We start from the raw sequence: 20,418 nt of genomic DNA, 5'->3' as shown, positions 1-20,418 counted from the left end.
AACTGACCGACCCGAGGAGTCCACGCCATGTCGTCCAGCACGACCAACACGAGGAACGTAGCCGCTGACGGCGGCAGTGGGGCGGCGCCCTACCCCAGGCGGTGGGCGGCGGCGTTCGTGATGATCCTCGCGGCGCTGCTCGACATGATCGACGGATCGATCGTGAACACCGCGCTGCCCTCCATCGGCAAGGGGCTGAAAGCCACCCCCGCCGACCTCCAATGGACCGTGTCCGCCTACATGTTGGGCTTCGCCGCCACGCTGATCATCGCCGGGCACCTGGGCGACCGCTACGGCCGCAAGAGGCTGTTCCTGCTCGGCGTCACCGCGTTCGCGCTGACGAGCCTGGCCAGCGCGCTGGCGACCTCGGCCGGTGTGCTCGTCGCCTCGCGCGGCCTCCAGGGCGTGGCCGCGGCCGTGATCATGCCGCAGATCCTCGCCTCGTTCCGCACGATGTTCGACGGTGAGGAGCGCGGCAAGGCGTTCGCCCTGTACGGCGCGATCGCCGGCATCTCCACGGCCGTGGGCGTGCTGCTCGGCGGCGTGCTGACCGACTGGGACCTGTTCGGCTGGGGCTGGCGCACGATCTTCGTCATCAACCTCCCGCTGGCCGCCCTGGTCCTCGTCCTCGGCGCCAAGTGGATCCCCGCCTCGAAGGACCACGCGTTCAGCGGCCGTATCGACATACTCGGCAACCTGGTCCTCGCCGCGGGCCTCGTCGCGATCGTGCTGCCGCTGGTCCAGGGCCGTTCCAACGGCTGGCCGCTGTGGGGCTGGATCTGCCTGGCTGCCGGTGTCCTCGCGATCGTCGCCCTGACCGTCTCGGAGAAACGGCGCGGCATCGAACACCCGCTGCTGCCCACGGACTTGTTCAGGAAGCCCGCCTTCAGCGCGGGCCTGCTCATCCAACTCCTCTTCTACGGCGGCATGTCCGGCTTCTTCCTGGTCTTCACCGTCTGGCTGCAGTCCGGGCAGGGCTACACCCCGACCGGTGCCGGTCTGCTGATGGTCGCCTTCAGCGCGGGCTCGATCCTTGCCGCCCCCGCGGTCGACCCACTCGTCGCCAAGTTCGGCCGTACGGTGCTGATCCTGGGCGCCGTGGTCATGGCGGGCGGCCTGTTCTGGGTCCGGCACGCGGCGCAGGACTCGGCCCAACTGCACACCGGTGCCTGGCCGTTGGTCCCGGGCCTGTTCCTGGCCGGGGTCGGCCTGATCTTCCTGATCATCCCGCTGGTCAACACCATCCTGAGCACCGTGCCGGGCGGCCTCGCGGGCGGCGCCTCGGGAATCCTGTCCACGGCCCAGCAGTTCGGCGGGGCGCTCGGGGTCGCCGTCATCGGCAACGCGTTCTTCTCCCACGCCGACAAGGGCCTCACCGACGCGATCGTTCACGCGGGGCCGTGGGCCATCGGCGCGTACGTCCTGTGCGCGGCCCTGTGCCTCGCCCTGCCCCGCAAGGCGGTCGGCAACCAGGCCGAGCCCGCCCTCTGACCTCCCCCATCACCAACTGGCCACGGCCCTACGGCAGTTCACGCCCCTTCACGGAAACGAAAGAGACTCCTTCATGTCCAAGAACACCGAGAACACCGCCCCCGCCCTCACCGCCGACGAGAAGCTGACCCTGCAGACCGCGGCCCACGGTGTCGTCTCCCTCATGGCGGCGGCCGACCCCGGCCCGATCTCCTCCACCCGCTCCGGCATGGCCGGCGGCAAGGCCCTGTCCTCCGCGACCGGGCTGGTCGGTCACGTCCTGGCCGAGAAGCCCAAGGGCCTTGATCTGGGCGGGAGTTCCACCGCCGGCCTGGCCGACCGCGTCTTCACCGCGCTGGCCGACTCGGTGACCCTCCTCAAGGCGAAGGCACCCGCCGAGGTGGAGAACTTCCGCGCGACCATCGCCACGATCACGGACGCCGCCTCCCGTGCCCACAAGGGCGGCGCAGGCCCCGCCGAAACCGCCATGATCCGGAAGATCACCGCGGCTCTCGACAACTCCTGATCACCTGCCCGCACTTCAATCCCGGGTGGCTCCGTCGGGCTATCCGACGCGCCGGACTAGAGCCCAGAAGCCGAGTGACGCGATGACCCCGCCCAACACCGCCAGCGGCAACTCCGCGTACAGGACACTCCAGTCGGGGCTCGCCTCGAAGCGGTAGAAGCGGTCCCGGACGTCGTACGACCACACCGCCAGCCCAACTCCCGCGCCGAGTACGGCGGTCAGACATCCTCCGGCGGCCTGCGCGCGTTGTCCCATGCCCGGGACGGACGCGTGCGGGGCGCCGGAGGTTCCGGTCGGGTTCCCGGTCAGGTCGTGAGGTCGCGGCGGCGCAGAGCCGTCAGACCTACGGCGACCAGGGCCGCGGCGATCGCCGTGAGGACGACCACCGGCCCCCACGCCATCCCCCCACCCGGCAGCTTCGGCAAGTGGCCGAACGGCGAGATGTCCAGGACCCCCTGGGGGAGGTTCAGCGCGGGGCCGATCCAGCCGAGGAGGAGGGCGAGGCCGGATGCGCCCCACGATGCCGGGGACAGGCGCGGGGAGATTCCGTGGAGCAGTACCGCGAGCGCGCCCAGGGTCCAGATCGCCGGGAGTTGGACCAGGGTGGCGGCCAGGATCGGGCCCGGTTCGGCGCCGTAACCCAGGGTCAGGCCGAGGCCGCTCAGCAGCATGATGGCGACCGCGCCTCCGAAGACGATCGTCAGGTGGCCCGCCGCCCAGCGGAGGCGGCCCACCGCGTTCGCCAGGATCGGTTCGGCGCGCCCGCCGGTCTCCTCGCTGTGCAGTCGTAGAACCGACGAGACCGCGTACAGCGCTGCCAGCATGCCGAACATGCCGACCATCGTGGCCAGGAACGCGTCCTCGATGCCGGACTGGCCGCCCATCCGCTCGATGATCTCGCGGGTCTTGGCGTTGTCGCCGACCAGGTCCGCCGCGCCCTTGGTGATGCCGCCGAAGGCGACCCCGGCCGCGAAGAAGCCCAGGCTCCAGCCCAGTACGGCACCCCGTTGGAGGCGCCAGGCCAGTGCGCCCGCTGTGCTGAGGCTGCCGTGGGCCGGTCCGGGACGGGCGGGCAGGAAGCTCATGCCGACGTCCCGGCGGCCTGCCAACTCGTAGGCCACGAAGCCTTGCAGGAGTGCCGTCACCGCGAACAGGGCCAGTACCCACCAGCGTTCGGTCGCGAACGGGCGCAGGTTCTCCAGCCAGCCGATCGGGGAGATCCATGTCAGGGGGGATGAGCCGTTGTTGGTGGTCGAGTCGCCCACCGCGCGGAGTACGAACGCCGTTCCCACCAGGCCGCCGGTCAGGCCCTTCGCCAGTCTGCCGCTGTCCGTGAACTGGGCGACGATCGCCGCGAGCGTTGCGAACACCATGCCCACTCCGCCGATGCCGAGGCCCAGCGCGAGGGCTCCCGCCGATCCCTGGCCGGCCAGGCCGAGCGTGATCAGCAGCGCCAGCGCGGAGTTGGCGACGAACGCCGTCAGCAAGGCTGCCGTCAGTGGGGCGCTGCGGCCGACCATCGCCGAGGAGACCAGTTCCTGTCGGCCGCTCTCCTCCTCGTCACGGGTGTGCCGTACGACGACGACCAGGCTCATGATTCCGGCGAGGATCGCGGCGTAGCCGCCGATGCGCCACGCGGTGAGGCCGCCGAGGGAGTCGCTGAACACCGGGCCGTAGGTGGCGCGCAGCGAGCTGTTGGTGAGCATCTGGCGGGCGATGTCGGCGCGTTGGGCGGGCGTGGAGTACACGCTCTTCAGAGAGCCGGGGAGGGAGAGGACCAGCAGGCCGGTCACCGCCACCCAGGCCGGGATCACCACGCGGTCGCGGCGCAGGTTGAAGCGCAAGAGGGCGCCGGTGCCCGTGAGTTGGCGAGAGCCGCCGGTGCGTAGAGCGAACGTGGCGGTCGTCATTCCGACCCCTGCTCCTGGTAGTGGCGGAGGAACAGTTCCTCCAGCGTCGGTGGCTTCGAGGTCAGCGAGCGCACGCCCGACTCGCTCAACGACCGCAGTACGGCGTTGAGTTGGTCTGTCTCCACCTGGAGGCGGACGCGATGACCTTGGTTGTTCTGAATTTGCTGGATGGCGAGGTCGTGCACGCCGGGCAGGGACGCCAACCCGTTGGGCGCGCCGGTGAGTTCGGCCGTCACGCTGGTCCGGGTGAGGTGGCGCAGGTCGGCGAGCGAACCGCTCTCCACGGTGCGGCCCTTGCGGATGATGCTCACCCGGTCGCACAACTCCTCGACCTCGCTGAGGATGTGGGAGGAGAGCAGGGTCGTACGGCCCCGGTCGCGTTCCTCCTCCACGCAGCGCTGGAAGACCTCCTCCATCAGCGGGTCGAGGCCGGACGTCGGTTCGTCGAGGATCAGGAGGTCCACGTCCGAGGCGAACGCGGCGACGAGGGCGACCTTCTGGCGGTTGCCCTTGGAGTACGTGCGGCCCTTTTTGGTGGGGTCGAGTTCGAAGCGGTCGATCAGGTCGGCGCGGCGGGACTTGTCGAGGCCGCCGCGCAACTTGCCGTAGAGATCGATGACTTCGCCCCCGGAGAGGTTGCGCCACAGGGTCACGTCGCCGGGGACGTAGGCGACCCGGCGGTGCAGTTCGACGGCGTCGGTCCACGGGTCGCGGCCCAGGAGCTGGGCTGCGCCCGAGTCCGCGTGGAGCAGGCCGAGCAGGACGCGGATCGTCGTGGACTTGCCTGAGCCGTTGGGGCCGAGGAAGCCGTGCACCTCGCCGGTCTCGACGTCCAGGTCGAGGCCGGTGAGGGCATGCGTCTTGCCGAACGACTTGTGCAGTCCGGAGACGGTGATTGCCTTCGTCATGGAGCCGAACGTACGCTTCTTTCAGAAATTTGTGAAGTTAAGGAAGTGTGTGAAGCCCGGGTAGGGTGGTGCCATGGCGGATGAGACGGAGCGGGACCAAGAGGCGGTCTCGAAGTTCGTGGAGAGTTTCGCGGCGCAGCTCGTCGAGGCCGGGATGCAGCGGATGCCGGCCCGGGTCTTCGCCGCGCTCCTGTCCTCCGACGACGGCGCGATGACCTCCGGTGAGCTGGGTGCGCAGCTGCGGATCAGCCCGGCGGGGGTTTCCGGGGCGGTGCGGTATCTGGCCCAGACGCACATGGTGTCGCGTGAGCGGGAACCGGGTTCGCGGCGCGAGCGGTACGTGGTGCACGGCGACCAGTGGTACGAGGCGCTCACCAACCGCGAGGCGATCATCAAGCGCTGGGAGGGTGCGTTGCGGGAGGGTGTCAGCAGCCTCGGTGCAGACACGCCCGCGGGGCGTCGTATGGCCGAGACGCTCGCGTTTTTCGAGTTCGTCGACGGAGAGATCGCGGCGATGATGGAGCGGTGGCGGGTTCACCGGGAAACACGGTTCGGTGGAGCCACCTAAGGGGCGCGGGGAACTGCGCGACCAGCCACGACGCTCCCGCAGATTCGTACTCGTCTGCGGCCCGGTGGTGGGCTGGTCGCGCAGTTCCCCGCGCCCCTAAAAGCAGGGCAATTCAGCGCTCCTTGGTTTCCTCCAGCACCGTTCGGCCCAGCAGCGCGTACCGCTCAGGAGCCCGGCGCTTCAAGTACTGGGCGTAGCCGATGCCCGCCGCCGCGATCAGCAGTACCAGCCACGGGGTTGCCTTCAGGACCGGTGAGTTGGACTCCGAGCCTGCCGCGACGCTCATGTTGGACACCAGGAGCAGTACCACCGCCAGCATCGCGATGCCGCCGACGAGCGGGGCGGTGAACGTCTTGAACCAGTGCCGGCTCTCGGGGTGGTTCTTGCGGAAGTAGGCGAGTACCGCGAAGGAGCAGACCGCCTGGACGACGAGGATCGCCATCGTGCCGAGGATGGCCAGCAGGACGTACAGCGCGTTGGCCGGGTCCTTGCTCGTGGCCCAGAAGCCGAGGATCAGGACCGCGCTCACCACCGTCTGCACCAGGCCCGCGATGTGCGGGGAGCCGTGCCGGGCGTGGGTGCGGCCGATCGTGTTCTTGAGTGACGGGAGGACGCCTTCGCGGCCCAGGGCGTACATGTAGCGGGAGGCGCAGTTGTGGAAGGCCATGCCGCAGGCGAGCGAGCCGGTGATCATCAGCCACTGCATGACGTCGACCGCCCAGTGGCCGACGTAGTGCTCGGTGGGGTTGAAGAACAGGGCGAGGGGGTTCGCGGAGGACGCGGCCTTCACGGCCTCCGTCTCGCCGTTGCCGATGATGGCCATCCAGGAGACGAAGACGTAGAAGACGCCGACGCCCAGGACGCTGATCATCGTCGCCTTGGGGATGATCTTCTTCGGGTCGCGGGACTCCTCGCCGTACATCGCGGTCGACTCGAAGCCGACCCACGACCAGAAGGCGAAGAAGAGGCCGAGTCCGGCGGACGTTCCCTTGAACGCGTTGATCGGGTTGACCGGGCCGAAGGTGAAGCCGTGCGGGCCGCCGCCGTGCAGGGCGACCGAGATCGCCATCGCCGCGAGGACGGTCACCTCGGTGCCGAGCAGGACCACGAGGAGCTTCTCGGCGACCGATACGCCGAACCAGGTGCCCACCGAGTTGACGGCGAGCATCACCAGCGCGAAGGCCCACCACGGGATGTCAAGTCCCGTCTGGTCCTTGAAGGTTCCGGTGGCGAAGGTGGAGAAGATGCCGATGAGGGCCGGCTCGAACACGGCGTACGCGAACGTGGCGAGGAGTCCGGAGGCCAGTCCGACGGTGCGGCCGAGGCCGTAGGAGATGAAGCCGTAGAAGGCGCCCGTCGACGTGATGTGCTTCGCCATCGAGGTGAAGCCGACGGAAAAGATTGCCAGGACGACCATTGCGACGAGGTAGCTCGCCGGGGCGCCTATGCCGTTGCCGGACGAGACCATGAAGGGCACGTTGCCGGTCATCGCGGTGATCGGCGCGGCGGTCGCGACGGCCATGAAGACCACGCCCAGCAGGCCGATGGCGTTGGGCTTGAGCCGGTGAACGGCGCCGTCCTCGCTTGTGTTCGCCGCGGGGGCGACTCCTTCGTCCACTGCCATCGGATGGCCCCTCTCCTGCTGCTCTCGCTGCCGTTCGGCTGGTGTGTCGAACCGGAACTCTGTAGGCCGAATGAGTCGGCCAAGGGTTGCGGGACGTTAAATGTTTGTCAACCAGACCTTTAGAAATCTGAGGAAATCCGGTGGCAACACGCGCCTCGTACGGTCGCCGCCATGAGTACGTACACCTCCACCCTCGGCGGCCACCGCTACCGCTTCGGCTCCCTCGCGCGCCTGCTCGCCGCCGCGAGTCCGGAGCGTTCCGGCGACCGGCTGGCGGGGCTGGCCGCGTCGTCCGCCCAGGAGCGGGTCGCGGCGCGCTGGGCGCTGGCGGACGTACCGCTGACCGCCTTCCTCGCCGAGCCGGTGATCCCGTACGAGACGGACGACGTGACCCGGCTGATTCTGGACACGCACGACGCGGGCGCGTTCGCGTCGGTGGCCGGGCTGTCGGTCGGCGGGTTCCGGGAGTGGCTGCTGGCGGCGGATGCCGTCGAACTGGCCGCCGTAGCGCCCGGGTTGACGCCGGAGATGGTGGCGGCGGTGTCGAAGCTGATGGGCAACGCGGACCTCGTCGCGGTCGCGCGGAAGGTGCGGGTGGTGACGGCGTTCCGCTCGACGATCGGTCTGCCGGGGCGGTTGGCGACCCGCCTCCAGCCGAACCACCCGACCGACGACCCGGCGGGCGTGGCCGCGGCCCTGCTCGACGGGCTGCTGCTCGGCTCGGGCGACGCGGTGATCGGCATCAACCCGGCGACGGACAGCCCGAGGGCGGTACGGGATCTGCTGGAGCTGCTGGACGGGGTGATCCAGCGGTACGCGATCCCCACCCAGTCCTGCGTCCTGTCCCACGTCACGACGAGCATGGACCTGATGGCGGCCGGCGCTCCCGTGGACCTCGTCTTCCAGTCCATCGCGGGCACGCAGGCGGCGAACGCGTCCTTCGGCGTCACGCTGGGGCTGTTGGATGAGGCGTACGAGGCGGCGAAGGCGCTCGGTCGAGGCACGGTCGGCTCCAACGTCATGTACTTCGAGACCGGCCAGGGCAGCGCACTGTCGGCGGACGCGCACCACGGCGTCGACCAGCAGACGGTGGAGGCGCGGGCGTACGCGGTCGCCCGCCGCTACGACCCGCTCCTCGTGAACACGGTGGTGGGCTTCATCGGCCCGGAGTACCTCTACGACGGTCGGCAGATCCTCCGCGCGGCCCTGGAGGACCACTTCTGCGGCAAGGTGCTCGGCCTGCCGATGGGCCTGGACATCTGCTACACCAACCACGCCGACGCGGACGACGACGACATCGCCACGATGCTCACCATGCTCGGCGTGGCCGGCGCGTCCTTCGTGATCTGCACACCGGGCGGCGACGACATCATGCTCAACTACCAATCCGCCTCGTACCACGACGCGTTGTACCTCCGCGAGGTCCTCGGGCTGCGCCCGGCACCGGAGTTCGAGGCATGGCTCGGCTCGATCGGACTGCTGGGCGAGGGTGGCGAGATCAGAGACGTGTCCGGTACGACCCACCCGTTGACGGCGATCGGAAGGGAACTGGCGGCATGACGACGACCAGTCAAGTGGCTTCAGCGGACCGGGACTTGTGGCCGACTCTGCGTCGCCACACCCAGGCGAGGATCGGCCTGGGCAGGGCGGGCTCGGGCCTCCCCACCCACCACCGCCTCGAACTCCAGGCGGCCCACGCGGCGGCACGGGACGCGGTGCACTCACCCTTCGAACCGGACGTGGTGGCACAGGCGTTGAGGGGCGAGCCGACCGTACGGGTTCGCAGCGCCGCCCCCGACCGCCTGACCTACCTCCAACGCCCGGACCTGGGCCGCCGGTTGTCTCCCGCCGACCGCGCGCACCTCCCGGTGGGGGAGTGGGATGTCGTCTTCGTGGTCGCGGACGGCCTCTCCAGCCGGGCGGTGCACGAGCACGGCGCGGCGATGGTCCGAGCGACGACGGCACTCCTGCCGACGGCCTGGCGGGTGGCCCCGGTGGTGTTGGCGGAGCAGGCGCGCGTGGCCCTCGGCGACGACGTTGCCTCGGCGATGGGGGCGACGATGGTCGTCGTCTTCGTCGGCGAACGCCCCGGCATGTCGGCGGCGGACTCCCTGGGCGCGTACTTGACGTACCGCCCGAAGCCGGGAGTGACGACGGACGCCGACCGGAACTGCCTCAGCAACATCCGGCCGCCGCTGGGTCTGACGTACGAGGTGGCGGCGGGGAAGTTGGCGGGGTTGATGGGCAGGGCAAGGGAGTTGGGGGCGACGGGGGTGGCGCTGAAGGACGACTCGGACGCGCCGATGTTGGGGAGCTAGTCCGCATCCAGCCCAAAATCAGCCCCTCCGGCGCTTGAGGAGCGGGGGCCCGGGGGCTGGCCCCCGTGACGGGGTCGAAGGGGCAGCGCCCCTTGAGGATGGGACGGGTAGGGGCGGCGGGGGCGAAAGAAACCCCACCTCACCCCACCGTCGGCAAGGTAAGCCCCCAAGCCCCCTCCCGCACCACCCACGTCCGTGTCCGCACCGGCCCCGCCACCATCGCGTCCGCCCGGTACCGGAAATCCGCCCCCGACACGGTCACCGTCCGCCCCCGCGCGTACAGCGGCGAAGCCTCCGCCCCCACCGACACCGGCCGTACCTCCACCTCGGCGAGCCCCGAAGCGCCCGGTGTCACGGAGATCCCCTCCACCGGCTGGTCCAGATCCACCAGCGTCACCCCGTCCACCTCGACCCGCAGCCGGGCCGGACCGAGCCGGGTCACACCCGTGAGCGGCTCCCGTGACGGCCGGACCGGCACCAGGGTCCGTACCAGCGACTGGCACGTCCGCAGCCACGACGGGTGCTCGGAGCCGGACGGCACCGGCGTCGGCTCCTCGGGCGGGGCCTCCCGCACCGGAAGCGACGGGATCCGCAGCGCGCCGAGCACCACCCCGTCGCTGTCGTCCACCAGCAGATCCATCCGCCGTACGACCCCGTCGAGCACCGCCCGCGCAGCCGCCACCGCCCCCGTGGGCACCCCCAGAGCCCCCGCCAGGGACAGCGCACCCCCCACCGGCACCATCGACAGCGCACATCCGGCCAGCTCCCGCTGCCGGTACAGCAGGGACACCGCGCGGAGCAGGGCGCGGTCGTCGCCGACCACCACGGGTCGGCGTGAGCCCCGCCGCGCCAGGACCCGGGCGAATTCCTCGGGCCCCTCCGGCAGGCACACCTTCGTCGCCGCACCCGCGCTGAGCACGTCTTTCGCGATGCGGACGGACTCCGCGTCGGCGCGCCGGGCGACCGGATCGATGACGACCAGCAGCTGATCGGAAGTCGCGAAAGTCGCCACCTCGGCCATGCCTCGCTTCCTCGGGTAGCATCTTTGTGCAAGAGCCCCTTGCGCTATTGCGCCAGGGGCTTCGTCTATTCCGGGGCATCCGGTCCGACGGGTTGCGGCCGACGAGGGTCGCCGGCGTACGAGGCACACACGTGCCGCGTACGCCTCTGACCTTGGACATGCCCCGCCCGGAAGGGGTGTACGCGCGTGCCCGCACTTGTGCTGCTCGGTGCTCAGTGGGGTGACGAAGGCAAGGGAAAGGCGACGGACCTGCTAGGTGGGTCCGTCGACTATGTGGTGCGCTACCAGGGCGGCAACAACGCCGGCCACACGGTAGTCGTGGGCGATCAGAAGTACGCCCTTCACCTGCTCCCTTCCGGGATCCTCACACCGGAGTGCACTCCGGTCATCGGAAACGGTGTCGTCGTCGACCCGTCGGTCCTGTTCTCCGAGCTGAACGGGCTGAACGAGCGCGGCGTCGACACGTCCAAGCTCCTGATCAGCGGTAACGCTCACATCATCACGCCGTACAACGTGACGGTGGACAAGGTGACCGAGCGCTTCCTCGGGAAGCGGAAGATCGGGACGACCGGCCGAGGCATCGGCCCGACCTACGCGGACAAGATCAACCGCGTCGGCATCCGGGTCCAGGACCTCTACGACGAGTCGATCCTGACGCAGAAGGTCGAGGCGTCCCTCGACATCAAGAACCAGATGCTCACCAAGCTCTACAACCGCCGCGCGATCGCCATCGAGCAGGTCGTCGAGGAGCTGCTGTCCTACGCGGACCGCCTCAAGCCGTACGTCGCCGACACCGTCCTGGTCCTCAACCAGGCGCTGGAGGACGACAAGGTGGTCCTCTTCGAGGGCGGCCAGGGCACGCTGCTCGACATCGACCACGGCACGTATCCCTTCGTGACGTCGTCGAACCCGACCGCGGGCGGCGCCTGCACCGGTTCCGGTGTCGGCCCGACGAAGATCAGCCGGGTCATCGGCATCCTGAAGGCGTACACGACCCGTGTCGGCTCGGGCCCGTTCCCGACCGAGCTGTTCGACGCGGACGGCGACGCGCTGCGCCGTATCGGCGGCGAGCGGGGCGTCACCACCGGCCGTGACCGGCGCTGCGGCTGGTTCGACGCGGTCATCGCCCGCTACGCGACCCGCGTGAACGGCCTGACCGACTTCTTCCTCACCAAGCTCGACGTCCTCACCGGCTGGGAAGAGATCCCGGTCTGCGTGGCCTACGAGATCGACGGCAAGCGCGTCGAGGAACTCCCGTACTCGCAGAGCGACTTCCACCACGCGAAGCCGATCTACGAGACCCTGCCCGGCTGGAGCGAGGACATCACGAAGGCCAAGACCTTCGCGGACCTCCCGAAGAACGCGCAGGCGTACGTGAAGGCACTGGAGGAGATGTCCGGCGCGCCGATCTCCGCGATCGGCGTCGGCCCGGGCCGTACGGAGACGATCGAGATCAACTCGTTCATCTAGAGCGTCGCTTGGTGGCATCACTTGGGCCGGTCTTGGGAATCCTTGACCGGCCCTTGGGCTATCCGTGGTTACGCCGGTAACAGGCGGAGGCCAACATCTACGCGGGTAGCCCGCCGCGGCCCGTATGCCACACCCGCCCTCTGTGCCCTCCCAGGAGCCCTGAATGCCCGTCAATCCCATGAATCGCCGTGAGTTCGTGCAGAAGTCCGCCGTCACCGGCGCTGCCGTGGCCGTCGCGGGAACCGTTGGCGCCGGGAGCGCGCAAGCCGCCGAGCGCACCCCTGCCAAGCCGCCGAAGGCGCCCAAGACCTGGTCGTTCTCCATCCTGGGCACGACCGACCTGCACAGCCACGTCTTCAACTGGGACTACTACTCGGACAAGGCCTACTCCGACAGCAAGGGCAACACGTACGGCATCGCCAGGATCGCCACCCTCGTCAAGAACCTGCGCGCGGAGAAGGGCGAGGGCCGGGTGCTCCTCGTCGACGCGGGCGACATCATCCAGGGCACGTCCCTCGCGTCGTACTACGCGAGCGTCGACCCGATCACCGGCAAGAACGGCAAGCGCGGCCCCAAGCACCCCATGGCGATCGCCATGAACGAGATGCGCTACGACGCCGCCGCCCTCGGCAACCACGAGTTCAACTACGGCATCGAGGTCGTCCGCACCTTCGAGAAGCAGTGCCACTTCCCGCTGCTCGGCGCCAACGCCCTGGACGCGAAGACGCTCAAGCCGGCCTTCCAGCCCTACACGGTCAAGCACATCAGGGTGCCCGGCGCTCCCGACATCAAGGTCGGCATCCTCGGCCTCACCAACCCCGGCATCGCCCTGTGGGACAAGGACAACGTCTCCGGGAAGATGACCTTCACCGGCCTCGTCGAGCAGGCGAAGAAGTACGTGCCCCGGCTGCGCGCGCTGGGCTGCGACGTCGTCTTCCTCACCGACCACTCGGGCCTGGACGGCTCGACGTCGTGGGGCGACGAACTCCCGTACGTGGAGAACGCGTCGAACCTGGTCGCCGAGCAGGTCCCCGGCATCGACGCCATCCTCGTCGGCCACACCCACACCGAGGTCTCCACGTACACGGTGAAGAACGAGGAGACCGGCAAGGACGTCGTCCTCTCCGAGCCGTACTGCTACGGCTACCGCCTGTCGGTCTTCGACTTCGAGCTGGAGCTGGAGCGCGGTTGCTGGAAGGTCACCAGCACCACGTCGACGACGCTGAACAGCAACACGGTCGCGGAGGACGCGCGGATCACCGAACTCCTCACGGCGGACCACGACTTGGTGGTCAAGTACGTCAACACCGCGATCGGTACGTGTACGGCGGCCATGTCGACGGCGGAGGCCTGCTGGAAGGACGTCCCCGCCATCGACTTCATCCACCAGGTCCAGATGGACGCGGTGAAGTCGGGCCTGTCCACGGCGGACGCCGCGCTCCCGCTGATCTCGGTGGCCGCGTGCTTCAGCCGTACGGCGACCATCCCGGCCGGCGCCGTGACGATCCGCGACGTCGCGGGTCTCTACATCTACGAGAACACCCTGTACGGCAAGAAGCTCACCGGCGCCCAGCTCAAGGACTACCTGGAGTTCGCGGCGAAGTACTACCACCAGGTGCCGGCCGGCACGAAGGTGGACACCGCGACGCTGACGAACGCCAACAGCTTCTGGGACTACATGTACGACACGGCGGCCGGCGTCGACTACGAGATCGACATCGCGGCGGCCGAGGGCTCCCGCATCAAGAACCTGACCTACAACGGCACGGCGGTCGCCGACGACCAGGTCTTCGTCGTCGCGGTCAACAACTACCGCGCCAACGGCGGCAGCGGCTACCCGCACATCGCCGCCGCGGAGACCGCGTACAGCTCCACCAACCAGGTCCGCGACCTGATGATCGCCTACGCCACGGCGAAGGGCACGATCGACCCGACGACATTCGCGGCGACCAACTGGAAGCTGACGCAGGCCGGTACGGCGGTCTTCTAGACTCCGGACCCACCTTCTGCACCGAGCGTGAGGAGCACGGATGGCCATGGAAGTCCTGGGGCGGGGTGAGGCCCGCACCGCCCTGGTCATGGAGTCCGTGCTCAGCACGGCGGCCGTGGTGTGGTGGTCGTCCCTGCTGTGGGCGCACCGCGATGCCGTGTACGCCGTGCCCGACGCCGAGGCGTTGATCCTCACCGTCGTGCTGTCGCTGCTGGTGACATGGACCCTGTGGCGTCGAGCGGGCCGACTGCGGAGTGCGCATCTGGCACTGGTCGCGGTACGCGGCATCGCGGTGCTGACGTTGTCCCTCTGTCTCTTCCAGGGCCTGTAGGTCAGTCGGGACAGGTGGGCGGCAGTCCGAGGCAGGCGTGCACGGCTCGGCTCAACCGCCGGTCGACAGCGGCACGTTCAGCGGCGGGGTCGGGCGACTCCGCCGGCGGGACAAGTGCGTACGGCAGTGCCGTGGTGAGCACGGCGAGTGTGGCCGTGTCCCGCTCGGCGGCACTGGGCAGATGTGCGGTCACGTGCTCGCCCAGCCACTGCTGGAACGTCAGGTGCCACACGGTGTCCGGGCGGAGGACAGCGGTGTACGTCAACGCCGGCTCGGTCCGTGCCATGGCTGCGACGACCGGATGCTCCCGCAGCAGCCGGGCCGCCCGTACCACCATGAGCGCGGGGCGGCACTGCGGTGGGGGCTGTTGCGAGGCGGGCACTTCTCGGGCCAGGTACAGGAGATGTTTCAGTTCCTGCAACGTGGCATCGCGAAGCAGCACGTCGAGAGAGGGCCAGTTCCGGTATATGTACTGGCGGTTGGTGTCGGCCAGCCGGGCGATGTGGGTGACGCCCACGCGCCGGGGCCCGTGCAAGGCCAGCGCGTCCAGCGTCGCGCGGTACACGGTGGCCATTCCGGGCGGCGCCTGAACATGCTGCGAGGTGCTCATGTGAGCAGTTTGGCGCCGGGGGAGGGTAGGTGTCTCGGAAAAGTGTGTCAGTTTCCCTGAAAGTGTCACACTTTTTCGGGGGAGGGGGTGGGGAGGAAGGCGGACCAGGCCACATTGGAGACGGTGACGACCCCACGACCCGGATCCTTGGAGTCGCGGATGTGGATGGTGTGGGGGCAGGTGGCGATCTCGACGCAGTTCCCGCCACCGCCGTCGCTGTACGAGGACTTGCGCCAGTCGTAGGCGACTTCGAGGCAGTTGCCGCCACCGCTGTCGCTGTAGCTGGACTTGAACCACCGCAGGGCGCGGGTGCCGCTCATCTCTCTTCTCCTGCCAACCGCTCGATGAGGCTCAGGGAGTCGTCGGGGCTCAGAGCCTGTGCGCGGATCTTCGCATAGCGGTGCGTCAGTTGGGACACTTCAGGCGGATCGCTGATCAGGATGCCCTGGTCCTCGATCTCCATGTAGACGACGTGCACGTGGTCCTTGGTCACCACGAGCTTCATGGCGCCACGGTCGCCGGCGTACGTTCCGCGCAGCCCACGATCCATCGGCAGCACCTGAATACACACATTGTCCCGCCGCGCGTCCTCGGCGAGCGAGCGCAACTGCTCACGCTGCACGTCCCAGCTGCCGAACGGCCGCCTCAGTACGCCCTCTTCGACGATCAGCTCGATCATCGGGGCCGGGTCCCGGTCGAAGAGTTTCCTGCGGGCGAGCCGCGCCTCGACCAGCTCTTCCCGCTTCTGCTCGGACACCGGCGGATAGCCGCCCCCGATCAACGCCCGTGCATAGGCCTCGGTCTGGAACAGGCCGTCGACGACCAGCGTCTCGTACGACGAGATCGTGATGGCCCCCGCCTCGATCTCCGCGAACCCACGGAACCGGACCGGGTACTTCTCCAGCAGCATCCACTTGCGCGCTTTGTCGAAGACCCCGAGTCCGGCCCCGACCTTCTCCTCCAGCTTGACGAGCATGTCGTCGCTGGCGGGCTGCGCGCACGTCTCCATCGCGCTGACCGCCGAACCGGTGTAACCGATCATCTTGCCCAACTCGGTCTGTGTGAGCCCCTGTTGCTCACGCAGCGCTTTCGCCAGGGCGGCGACGACATGCGCCGCACCACCCGCCTCCGACTTGTTCTCCGCCCGCGCCATTGCGGTCACCCCCGGACTCAACCGAACTCAACCGGTCACCAACACTCCGCGCCCGTGTCCAACCGTCGCGGACAGTCGACTCAGAGTTATGGAAGACGCTAGCCGGACCAGCCGAAACTATCCGCATGGATACGCAAAGTGACCTGAAATGGATCCCCGCAACCGGCATCCAACTCCGCAAGGCGGGGGTCCAGTTCGACGCGGTGCGGGTGGACGGCGACGAGGGCAGAGACCTCGCGGACAGGCTCGCCCGCATGACGGGAGGGGCGCCGGGCCCGGTCGTGGAGGAGGCGACGGGCAACAGGCCCGTCTACTTCCTGGTCCCGGTCGGCAGCACGTCCCACCGCCCCTGGCCACCCGGAGTAACCCGCCTCACCGCCGGCCCGAACCACATCTCGTACATCCCGGTACCGGCCCTCAACGGCCAGACCTGGCCCCTGACTTGGCGCTACCGCCCAACGGCACCGGACCACTTCGTCCACACCCTGCTGCTGCGAACGGCCCTTCACCCTCAAGAGTGAAGAACGCCAACTCCCGCCCAGGAAAAGCCGGTTACGGCTTGCGTTCGTCGCTTTGCGTGCGCATAGAGTCACGCCAACGAAAACGCCCCCGCGGTGCTGGAACACCCGGGGGCCCGACAACAGGAGACAGACCTCCCGATGCCTTTGCACCGTACCGCGCCTGCGAACACCCTCACCACTTTCGCCGCCGACCTACTCCATGACCGGGACATCTCCTGGTGCGCGGCAGGCGTGTTGGCGTACCTTCTCAGCTTCCCGGACGGTGTCGACATCTCGGTCGCCACGCTGACCGCGCAGCGGAAGGAGGGGCGCGCCGAAGTCGCGGCAGCCTTCAGCGAGCTTGAGGCGGCCGGATATCTACGCCGCGTGCCGAGTGAGGGTGACGCGGTGTACGAGGTGTCCGACATGCGGCCCGATGCGTAGCGCAGGGGTAAGTGCCCCCGCAGGCTTTTGAGTTCAGGCTCGCAGGGCAGGGCGCCGACGCCACCTGGCGGAACGCACCGAGCTCGCCGCGAAGTTGCTCGGCTCGTTGGGGCGGACCGAGCCCCGGCTCACGCTCGGTGCCGCCGATGCGGCGCGGCTCGCGCCGTTGGTCGAGGAGTGGTGGGGCCGGGGTGCGACGAGCGTTCAGGTGCGTGCGGCCCTGATGGACGGGCTGCCGCGACGGATGTACTCACCCGCGGCCATCGTCGAGAACCGCTTGCGCCGAAAGTGCCCGGCCGCCCCCGCGACCTCGCCGGTCACCACCGTCCGAGTCGAACCCCGCAAGCCCGGTGCCTCCGGCTACCGCGAGGCAGCCCAGCGCGGAGGCGCACTCGCCCGCGCGCTGTTGCAGGGGCGCCCCGCGCTCGCTTGATCGCCGCCAGACTCCCGGCCGCACGCCTGTGCAGAGCCGGGTCCTTCGAAAGAAACGGAGTGTCGATGACCGTCACACTCGTACGCCCGGAGAAGGTATACCGCCGGTATACTTTGCTCATGGCTGACACCACGATCAAGGTCGACCCCGCAGTCCGCGACCGTCTTCAGGAGCTCGCCCGGGAACGCGGGATCAGCATGCGGGACTTCGTCGCGGAGCTGGCCGGGGCCACGCCCACCAAGGAAGAACTGCGCAAGCAGTACGAGGAGACCAGGGCGTACGTGGAGGAGCACTTCCTCGGCAGGCCCTACACAGAAGAGGACGAGAAGGCCGGCGAGAAGCTGTGGGCCGACCTCGAAGCCGGGCGTATCGGGGAGGTCCAGTGACGGGGGAGGAGCGGTACCCACTGCCTCGTGCCGTCATCTTCGACGACACCGCCGCGCTGGCGCTCGGCGCGGGCAACATCATGGCCTCCCGACTCGTCGTCGAGGCCGAGAAGGATCCCGCCCTGCGCGTGTACATCCCGGCGCTCAGCCTCGCCGCCGCCGAGCGGGAGCGGGCCGGGGTCGCCGAACACGTCGGCGCGTTGCCGTCCGTGGCCATCGAGGGGCTCGACTTCGCGGCGGCTGCCGCCGTGGGCAAGCGGCTGCGGGTCCCCCGTGATGCCGACGGTGAAGGTGCCGGAGGCGACAAGGGCGAGGCCGACTGGAGCGGCGCCCATGTGCTGCACCTCGCCCTGCCCACCGTCGAGTGGCCGCGCGGCCGACCCGTCCTGACCAGGACACCCATCCGGTATCGCGGTACCGGCGTCCGCACGATCCGGATCGTCGAGCAGAGCTGACCGCAAAGGGGGCGCCCCCACCGGGCCGCCCCCTTTGTCCGGGCATATCCTGAATGTGTCCACCCGCGCACGCCAACCAGAAGAAGGTGACTGCGATGCGCATGATGCTGAAGGCGTCTTTGGACACCGAGAAGGCGAACGACGCCATCCGGAGTGGGACTCTCGGGAAGTTGATCCAGGAGTCCATGGAGCAGATCAAGCCCGAGGCGGCCTACTTCACGGCCGACGGCGGCAAGCGCACCGCCTTCCTGTTCTTCGACCTGAAGGACCCCTCCGACATCCCCTCGATCAGTGAGCCGTTCTTCCTCAACCTGGGTGCCGAGCTGACCTACACCCCGGTGATGAACCCGGAGGAGGTCGAGAGGGGCCTCGCGAAGGTTCGCTAGGCCCTCACTCAGGGCCTCATTCCTGCGGCGTCCCCTGGATCTTGGCAAGGGTCAGGACGCCGCCGCCGATGCCCCAGCCCGCGTCGGCGACCTCTTCGACCAGGACGAGCGTGGTGGCGCGGGCGCCGTCGCCGAAGATCTCGGCGTACAGGTCGGTGGTGCGCGTGATGATCTGCTCCTTCTGCTCCGCGGTGAGGGCGCCGGCGGGGACCTTGAAGTTCGCGAAAGGCATGGTGTTCTCTTTCCTCGTCGTGCTGTGCGTGGTGCTTTGCGGGATGGGACAACCATCCGTTCCCGTTGCCCGGTCCGCCAGGGCTGAGCCCACCCAGGGGTTGGCGGCCCCTGGCTCGGACCCGCCGGAGAGGAGACGATGAGCGGGTGAACCTTCCCGAACTCGCGGCGTTCCTCAAGTCCCGGCGTGATCGAGTACGGCCGGCCGACGTGGGGCTGCCTGTCGGGCCGCGGCGCCGGGTGCCCGGACTGCGGCGCGAGGAGGTCGCGCAGCTGGCGGGCCTGTCTGCCGACTACTACACCGAGCTGGAGCGCGGACGCGGCGCGCAGCCCTCGTCCCAGACACTGGCCGCCCTCGCCCGCGCGCTGCGGCTGGGCGGCGACCAGCGCGACCACCTGTTCCACCTCGCCGACCGGCCGTTGCCCGAGTCGGCGCACGGTGTGGGCGCGCGGCACGTCCAGCCCGCCCTGCTCGGGCTGCTGGACCGGCTGGCCACCACCCCGGCCCAGGTCATCACCGACCTGCACGAGACCCTCGTACAGAACGAGTTGGCGGTGGCCCTGCTCGGCCGGGCTCCCGAGCCGCGTGGTCCCGCCACCGGGTTCGCGTACCGCTGGTTCACCGATCCGGCCGCCCGCGCGGTCTACCCGCCCGAGGACCATCCGCACCACTCACGGGTCTTCGTCGCCGACCTGCAGGCAGTGGCCGCCCGCCGGAGCCGCGACAGCGAGATCGCCGGGATGACGGCCGCGCTGCGGCAGCGCAGCGCGGAGTTCGCCGCCCTGTGGGACACCCACGACGTCGGCCTGCGCCGCACGGATCACAAGCGCATCGTGCACCCCACACTGGGCGTCATCGAGCTGGACTGCCACAGCCTGTTCAGCGAGGACGGCCGCCAGCGCCTCCTGTGGTTCACGGCCCCGCCCGGTACCGAGGGCGCCGTGCAGCTCGAACTGCTCGGCGTCATCGGCACGCAGGACATGGCCGCCACCGAGGACCGCACGCGTCGCTAGCTGAACACGATCATCGAGCCCTGCGCGAGGCTGCGCGTCGCCGCCGCGTGCAGGCCCAGCCAGACGTGGCGCTCCCGGGCGAAGGGGCTGGGATCGTACGGTGCGGCTACGGCCGGTTCCTCCAACTCCGTGGGAGCGGCGGGGGGTTGGGGTGCCGTGGGCGGGTTGGCCGGGTCGATGCCGATCGTCGGGGCCACGAACTCCAGCTCGCGCAGGAGGGTTTGGGAGGAGCCCAACGGGCCGCCGCCGGCGAGGAGTTCGTCGTTCGCGAGGGGGTGCGGGAAGTCGACCGGGACGTACGCGCCCGCGTGGTCGTAGTGCCAGACCAGGTGGGACTGCTGGGCCGTCGTCTCGAACATCTCCAGGAGTTGTTCGTAGTCGCCGCCCAGGTCGTCCACCGGCGTCACCGGGAGACCGCAGACCTGGAGGAGGTAGGCCCGGCGCAGGAAGTGCAGCGCGTCGTAGTCGAAACCGGCGACCGGGGCGACCTCGCCGGAGAGTCCCGGCATGTACTGGTACACCGGCACCGGAGGCAGTCCGGCCTCGGCCAGCAGCGAGTTGTAGAGCGCGAGTTCCTCGGCGAACGGATTGTCGGGGGTGTGGCACAACACGTCGACGAGCGGGACCAGCCACAGGTCACAGGCCAAAAGGGGCTCCTCGGTTACTCGCT

25 protein-coding genes are annotated in these 20,418 nt (G+C 69.2%); 15 read left to right on the top strand and 10 right to left on the bottom strand.

All coding sequences use genetic code 11. The annotated features are described in order from the left end of the window. Positions 1 to 27 precede the first annotated feature (27 nt). Both AB0I69_RS06045 and AB0I69_RS06040 read left to right on the top strand, forming a co-directional pair. A complete protein-coding gene (locus tag AB0I69_RS06045) occupies positions 28 to 1,491 on the top strand; it encodes an MFS transporter (RefSeq protein WP_363094354.1) in 1,464 nt (487 codons plus the stop codon). Positions 1,492 to 1,564: 73 nt separating this feature from the next. Beyond that, positions 1,565 to 1,996 (top strand): hypothetical protein, encoded by a 432-nt coding sequence (locus tag AB0I69_RS06040; protein WP_363094353.1) that lies wholly within the window; start codon positions 1,565 to 1,567, stop codon positions 1,994 to 1,996. 39 nt (positions 1,997 to 2,035) lie between these two features. Here AB0I69_RS06040 and AB0I69_RS06035 read toward each other — a convergent pair whose 3' ends face one another. Genes AB0I69_RS06035 through AB0I69_RS06025 form a run of 3 tightly spaced genes read right to left on the bottom strand, consistent with a single transcriptional unit; the run spans position 2,036 to position 4,814 of the window. Beyond that, a complete protein-coding gene (locus tag AB0I69_RS06035; protein WP_363094352.1) occupies positions 2,036 to 2,251 on the bottom strand; it encodes a hypothetical protein in 216 nt (71 codons plus the stop codon). 50 nt (positions 2,252 to 2,301) lie between these two features. Further along, a complete protein-coding gene (locus AB0I69_RS06030) occupies positions 2,302 to 3,906 on the bottom strand; it encodes an ABC transporter permease (RefSeq protein WP_363094351.1) in 1,605 nt (534 codons plus the stop codon). Beyond that, entirely contained in the window at positions 3,903 to 4,814 is a 912-nt protein-coding gene (locus AB0I69_RS06025) for an ABC transporter ATP-binding protein (protein ID WP_363094350.1), read from the bottom strand. The genes AB0I69_RS06030 and AB0I69_RS06025 overlap by 4 nt, the downstream gene beginning before the upstream one ends. Before the next feature lie 73 nt (positions 4,815 to 4,887). On the opposite strand from AB0I69_RS06025, the gene AB0I69_RS06020 reads away from it, so the two are divergent. Then, positions 4,888 to 5,382 carry a MarR family transcriptional regulator gene (locus AB0I69_RS06020; protein ID WP_363094349.1) on the top strand — a complete coding sequence of 165 codons (495 nt, stop codon included), beginning with the start codon at positions 4,888 to 4,890 and terminating at the stop codon, positions 5,380 to 5,382. A 112-nt stretch (positions 5,383 to 5,494) separates the two neighbouring features. Here the strand turns inward: AB0I69_RS06020 and AB0I69_RS06015 are convergent, their stop codons facing one another. Then, a complete protein-coding gene (locus AB0I69_RS06015; protein ID WP_363094348.1) occupies positions 5,495 to 7,006 on the bottom strand; it encodes an APC family permease in 1,512 nt (503 codons plus the stop codon). Positions 7,007 to 7,177: 171 nt separating this feature from the next. On the opposite strand from AB0I69_RS06015, the gene AB0I69_RS06010 reads away from it, so the two are divergent. Further along, positions 7,178 to 8,566: an ethanolamine ammonia-lyase subunit EutB gene (locus AB0I69_RS06010; RefSeq protein ID WP_363094347.1), complete on the top strand. Its 1,389-nt coding sequence runs from the start codon at positions 7,178 to 7,180 to the stop codon at positions 8,564 to 8,566. Then, positions 8,563 to 9,324, top strand: coding sequence for an ethanolamine ammonia-lyase subunit EutC (eutC, locus tag AB0I69_RS06005; RefSeq protein WP_363094346.1), 762 nt, complete (start codon positions 8,563 to 8,565; stop codon positions 9,322 to 9,324). The genes AB0I69_RS06010 and eutC overlap by 4 nt, the downstream gene beginning before the upstream one ends. 139 nt (positions 9,325 to 9,463) lie before the next feature. Here the strand turns inward: eutC and AB0I69_RS06000 are convergent, their stop codons facing one another. Beyond that, the gene (locus tag AB0I69_RS06000) at positions 9,464 to 10,345 is read right to left on the bottom strand and encodes a diacylglycerol kinase (RefSeq protein ID WP_363094345.1); all 882 of its coding nucleotides are present in this window, start codon (positions 10,343 to 10,345) and stop codon (positions 9,464 to 9,466) included. Positions 10,346 to 10,531: 186 nt separating this feature from the next. Between AB0I69_RS06000 and AB0I69_RS05995 the strand changes: the two genes are divergently transcribed. From AB0I69_RS05995 to AB0I69_RS05985, 3 genes are all read left to right on the top strand, one after another. After that, complete coding sequence (locus AB0I69_RS05995; RefSeq protein ID WP_363094344.1) at positions 10,532 to 11,815, top strand: adenylosuccinate synthase; 1,284 nt, start codon at positions 10,532 to 10,534, stop codon at positions 11,813 to 11,815. Between the two features lie 163 nt (positions 11,816 to 11,978). Next, positions 11,979 to 13,805: a 5'-nucleotidase C-terminal domain-containing protein gene (locus AB0I69_RS05990; RefSeq protein ID WP_363094343.1), complete on the top strand. Its 1,827-nt coding sequence runs from the start codon at positions 11,979 to 11,981 to the stop codon at positions 13,803 to 13,805. Between the two features lie 40 nt (positions 13,806 to 13,845). Further along, positions 13,846 to 14,136 carry a hypothetical protein gene (locus tag AB0I69_RS05985; protein WP_363094342.1) on the top strand — a complete coding sequence of 97 codons (291 nt, stop codon included), beginning with the start codon at positions 13,846 to 13,848 and terminating at the stop codon, positions 14,134 to 14,136. Position 14,137: 1 nt separating this feature from the next. Here AB0I69_RS05985 and AB0I69_RS05980 read toward each other — a convergent pair whose 3' ends face one another. From AB0I69_RS05980 to AB0I69_RS05970, 3 genes are all read right to left on the bottom strand, one after another. Then, positions 14,138 to 14,746, bottom strand: coding sequence for a TetR/AcrR family transcriptional regulator (locus AB0I69_RS05980; RefSeq protein ID WP_363094341.1), 609 nt, complete (start codon positions 14,744 to 14,746; stop codon positions 14,138 to 14,140). A gap of 65 nt (positions 14,747 to 14,811) precedes the next feature. Next, the gene (locus tag AB0I69_RS05975) at positions 14,812 to 15,066 is read right to left on the bottom strand and encodes a DUF397 domain-containing protein (protein ID WP_363094340.1); all 255 of its coding nucleotides are present in this window, start codon (positions 15,064 to 15,066) and stop codon (positions 14,812 to 14,814) included. Next, positions 15,063 to 15,899 (bottom strand): helix-turn-helix transcriptional regulator, encoded by an 837-nt coding sequence (locus AB0I69_RS05970; protein ID WP_363095002.1) that lies wholly within the window; start codon positions 15,897 to 15,899, stop codon positions 15,063 to 15,065. Before AB0I69_RS05970 ends, AB0I69_RS05975 begins: the two co-directional genes overlap by 4 nt. A gap of 125 nt (positions 15,900 to 16,024) precedes the next feature. Between AB0I69_RS05970 and AB0I69_RS05965 the strand changes: the two genes are divergently transcribed. The 6 genes from AB0I69_RS05965 (at position 16,025) to AB0I69_RS05940 (ending at position 18,503) form a co-directional block, all read left to right on the top strand. After that, positions 16,025 to 16,420, top strand: a complete 396-nt coding sequence (locus AB0I69_RS05965; RefSeq protein ID WP_363094339.1) for a hypothetical protein — start codon at positions 16,025 to 16,027, stop codon at positions 16,418 to 16,420. A gap of 138 nt (positions 16,421 to 16,558) precedes the next feature. Next, a complete protein-coding gene (locus AB0I69_RS05960) occupies positions 16,559 to 16,843 on the top strand; it encodes a hypothetical protein (RefSeq protein ID WP_363094338.1) in 285 nt (94 codons plus the stop codon). Positions 16,844 to 16,949: 106 nt separating this feature from the next. After that, the gene (locus AB0I69_RS05955) at positions 16,950 to 17,276 is read left to right on the top strand and encodes a hypothetical protein (protein ID WP_363094337.1); all 327 of its coding nucleotides are present in this window, start codon (positions 16,950 to 16,952) and stop codon (positions 17,274 to 17,276) included. A gap of 119 nt (positions 17,277 to 17,395) precedes the next feature. After that, complete coding sequence (locus tag AB0I69_RS05950; RefSeq protein WP_363094336.1) at positions 17,396 to 17,662, top strand: hypothetical protein; 267 nt, start codon at positions 17,396 to 17,398, stop codon at positions 17,660 to 17,662. Continuing rightward, the gene (locus AB0I69_RS05945; protein ID WP_363094334.1) at positions 17,659 to 18,117 is read left to right on the top strand and encodes a hypothetical protein; all 459 of its coding nucleotides are present in this window, start codon (positions 17,659 to 17,661) and stop codon (positions 18,115 to 18,117) included. Before AB0I69_RS05950 ends, AB0I69_RS05945 begins: the two co-directional genes overlap by 4 nt. A 95-nt stretch (positions 18,118 to 18,212) precedes the next feature. Further along, the gene (locus AB0I69_RS05940; protein ID WP_363094333.1) at positions 18,213 to 18,503 is read left to right on the top strand and encodes a hypothetical protein; all 291 of its coding nucleotides are present in this window, start codon (positions 18,213 to 18,215) and stop codon (positions 18,501 to 18,503) included. 16 nt (positions 18,504 to 18,519) lie between these two features. On the opposite strand, the gene AB0I69_RS05935 is transcribed toward AB0I69_RS05940, so the two are convergent. Beyond that, positions 18,520 to 18,735, bottom strand: a complete 216-nt coding sequence (locus tag AB0I69_RS05935) for a 4-oxalocrotonate tautomerase family protein (protein ID WP_019070350.1) — start codon at positions 18,733 to 18,735, stop codon at positions 18,520 to 18,522. A gap of 146 nt (positions 18,736 to 18,881) precedes the next feature. On the opposite strand from AB0I69_RS05935, the gene AB0I69_RS05930 reads away from it, so the two are divergent. Then, positions 18,882 to 19,748: a helix-turn-helix transcriptional regulator gene (locus AB0I69_RS05930; RefSeq protein ID WP_363094332.1), complete on the top strand. Its 867-nt coding sequence runs from the start codon at positions 18,882 to 18,884 to the stop codon at positions 19,746 to 19,748. Here the strand turns inward: AB0I69_RS05930 and AB0I69_RS05925 are convergent. Beyond that, complete coding sequence (locus AB0I69_RS05925; protein ID WP_363094331.1) at positions 19,745 to 20,395, bottom strand: hypothetical protein; 651 nt, start codon at positions 20,393 to 20,395, stop codon at positions 19,745 to 19,747. The two genes, AB0I69_RS05930 and AB0I69_RS05925, sit on opposite strands and share 4 nt — an antisense overlap. Between the last annotated feature and the right edge of the window lie 23 nt (positions 20,396 to 20,418).

It is taken from the genome of Streptomyces sp. NPDC050508 (assembly GCF_040655155.1).
Classification (GTDB): Bacteria; Actinomycetota; Actinomycetes; order Streptomycetales; family Streptomycetaceae; genus Streptomyces.
Note: the sequence above shows the minus strand (reverse complement) of the source record. Positions and strands in the feature narration are given on the sequence as shown.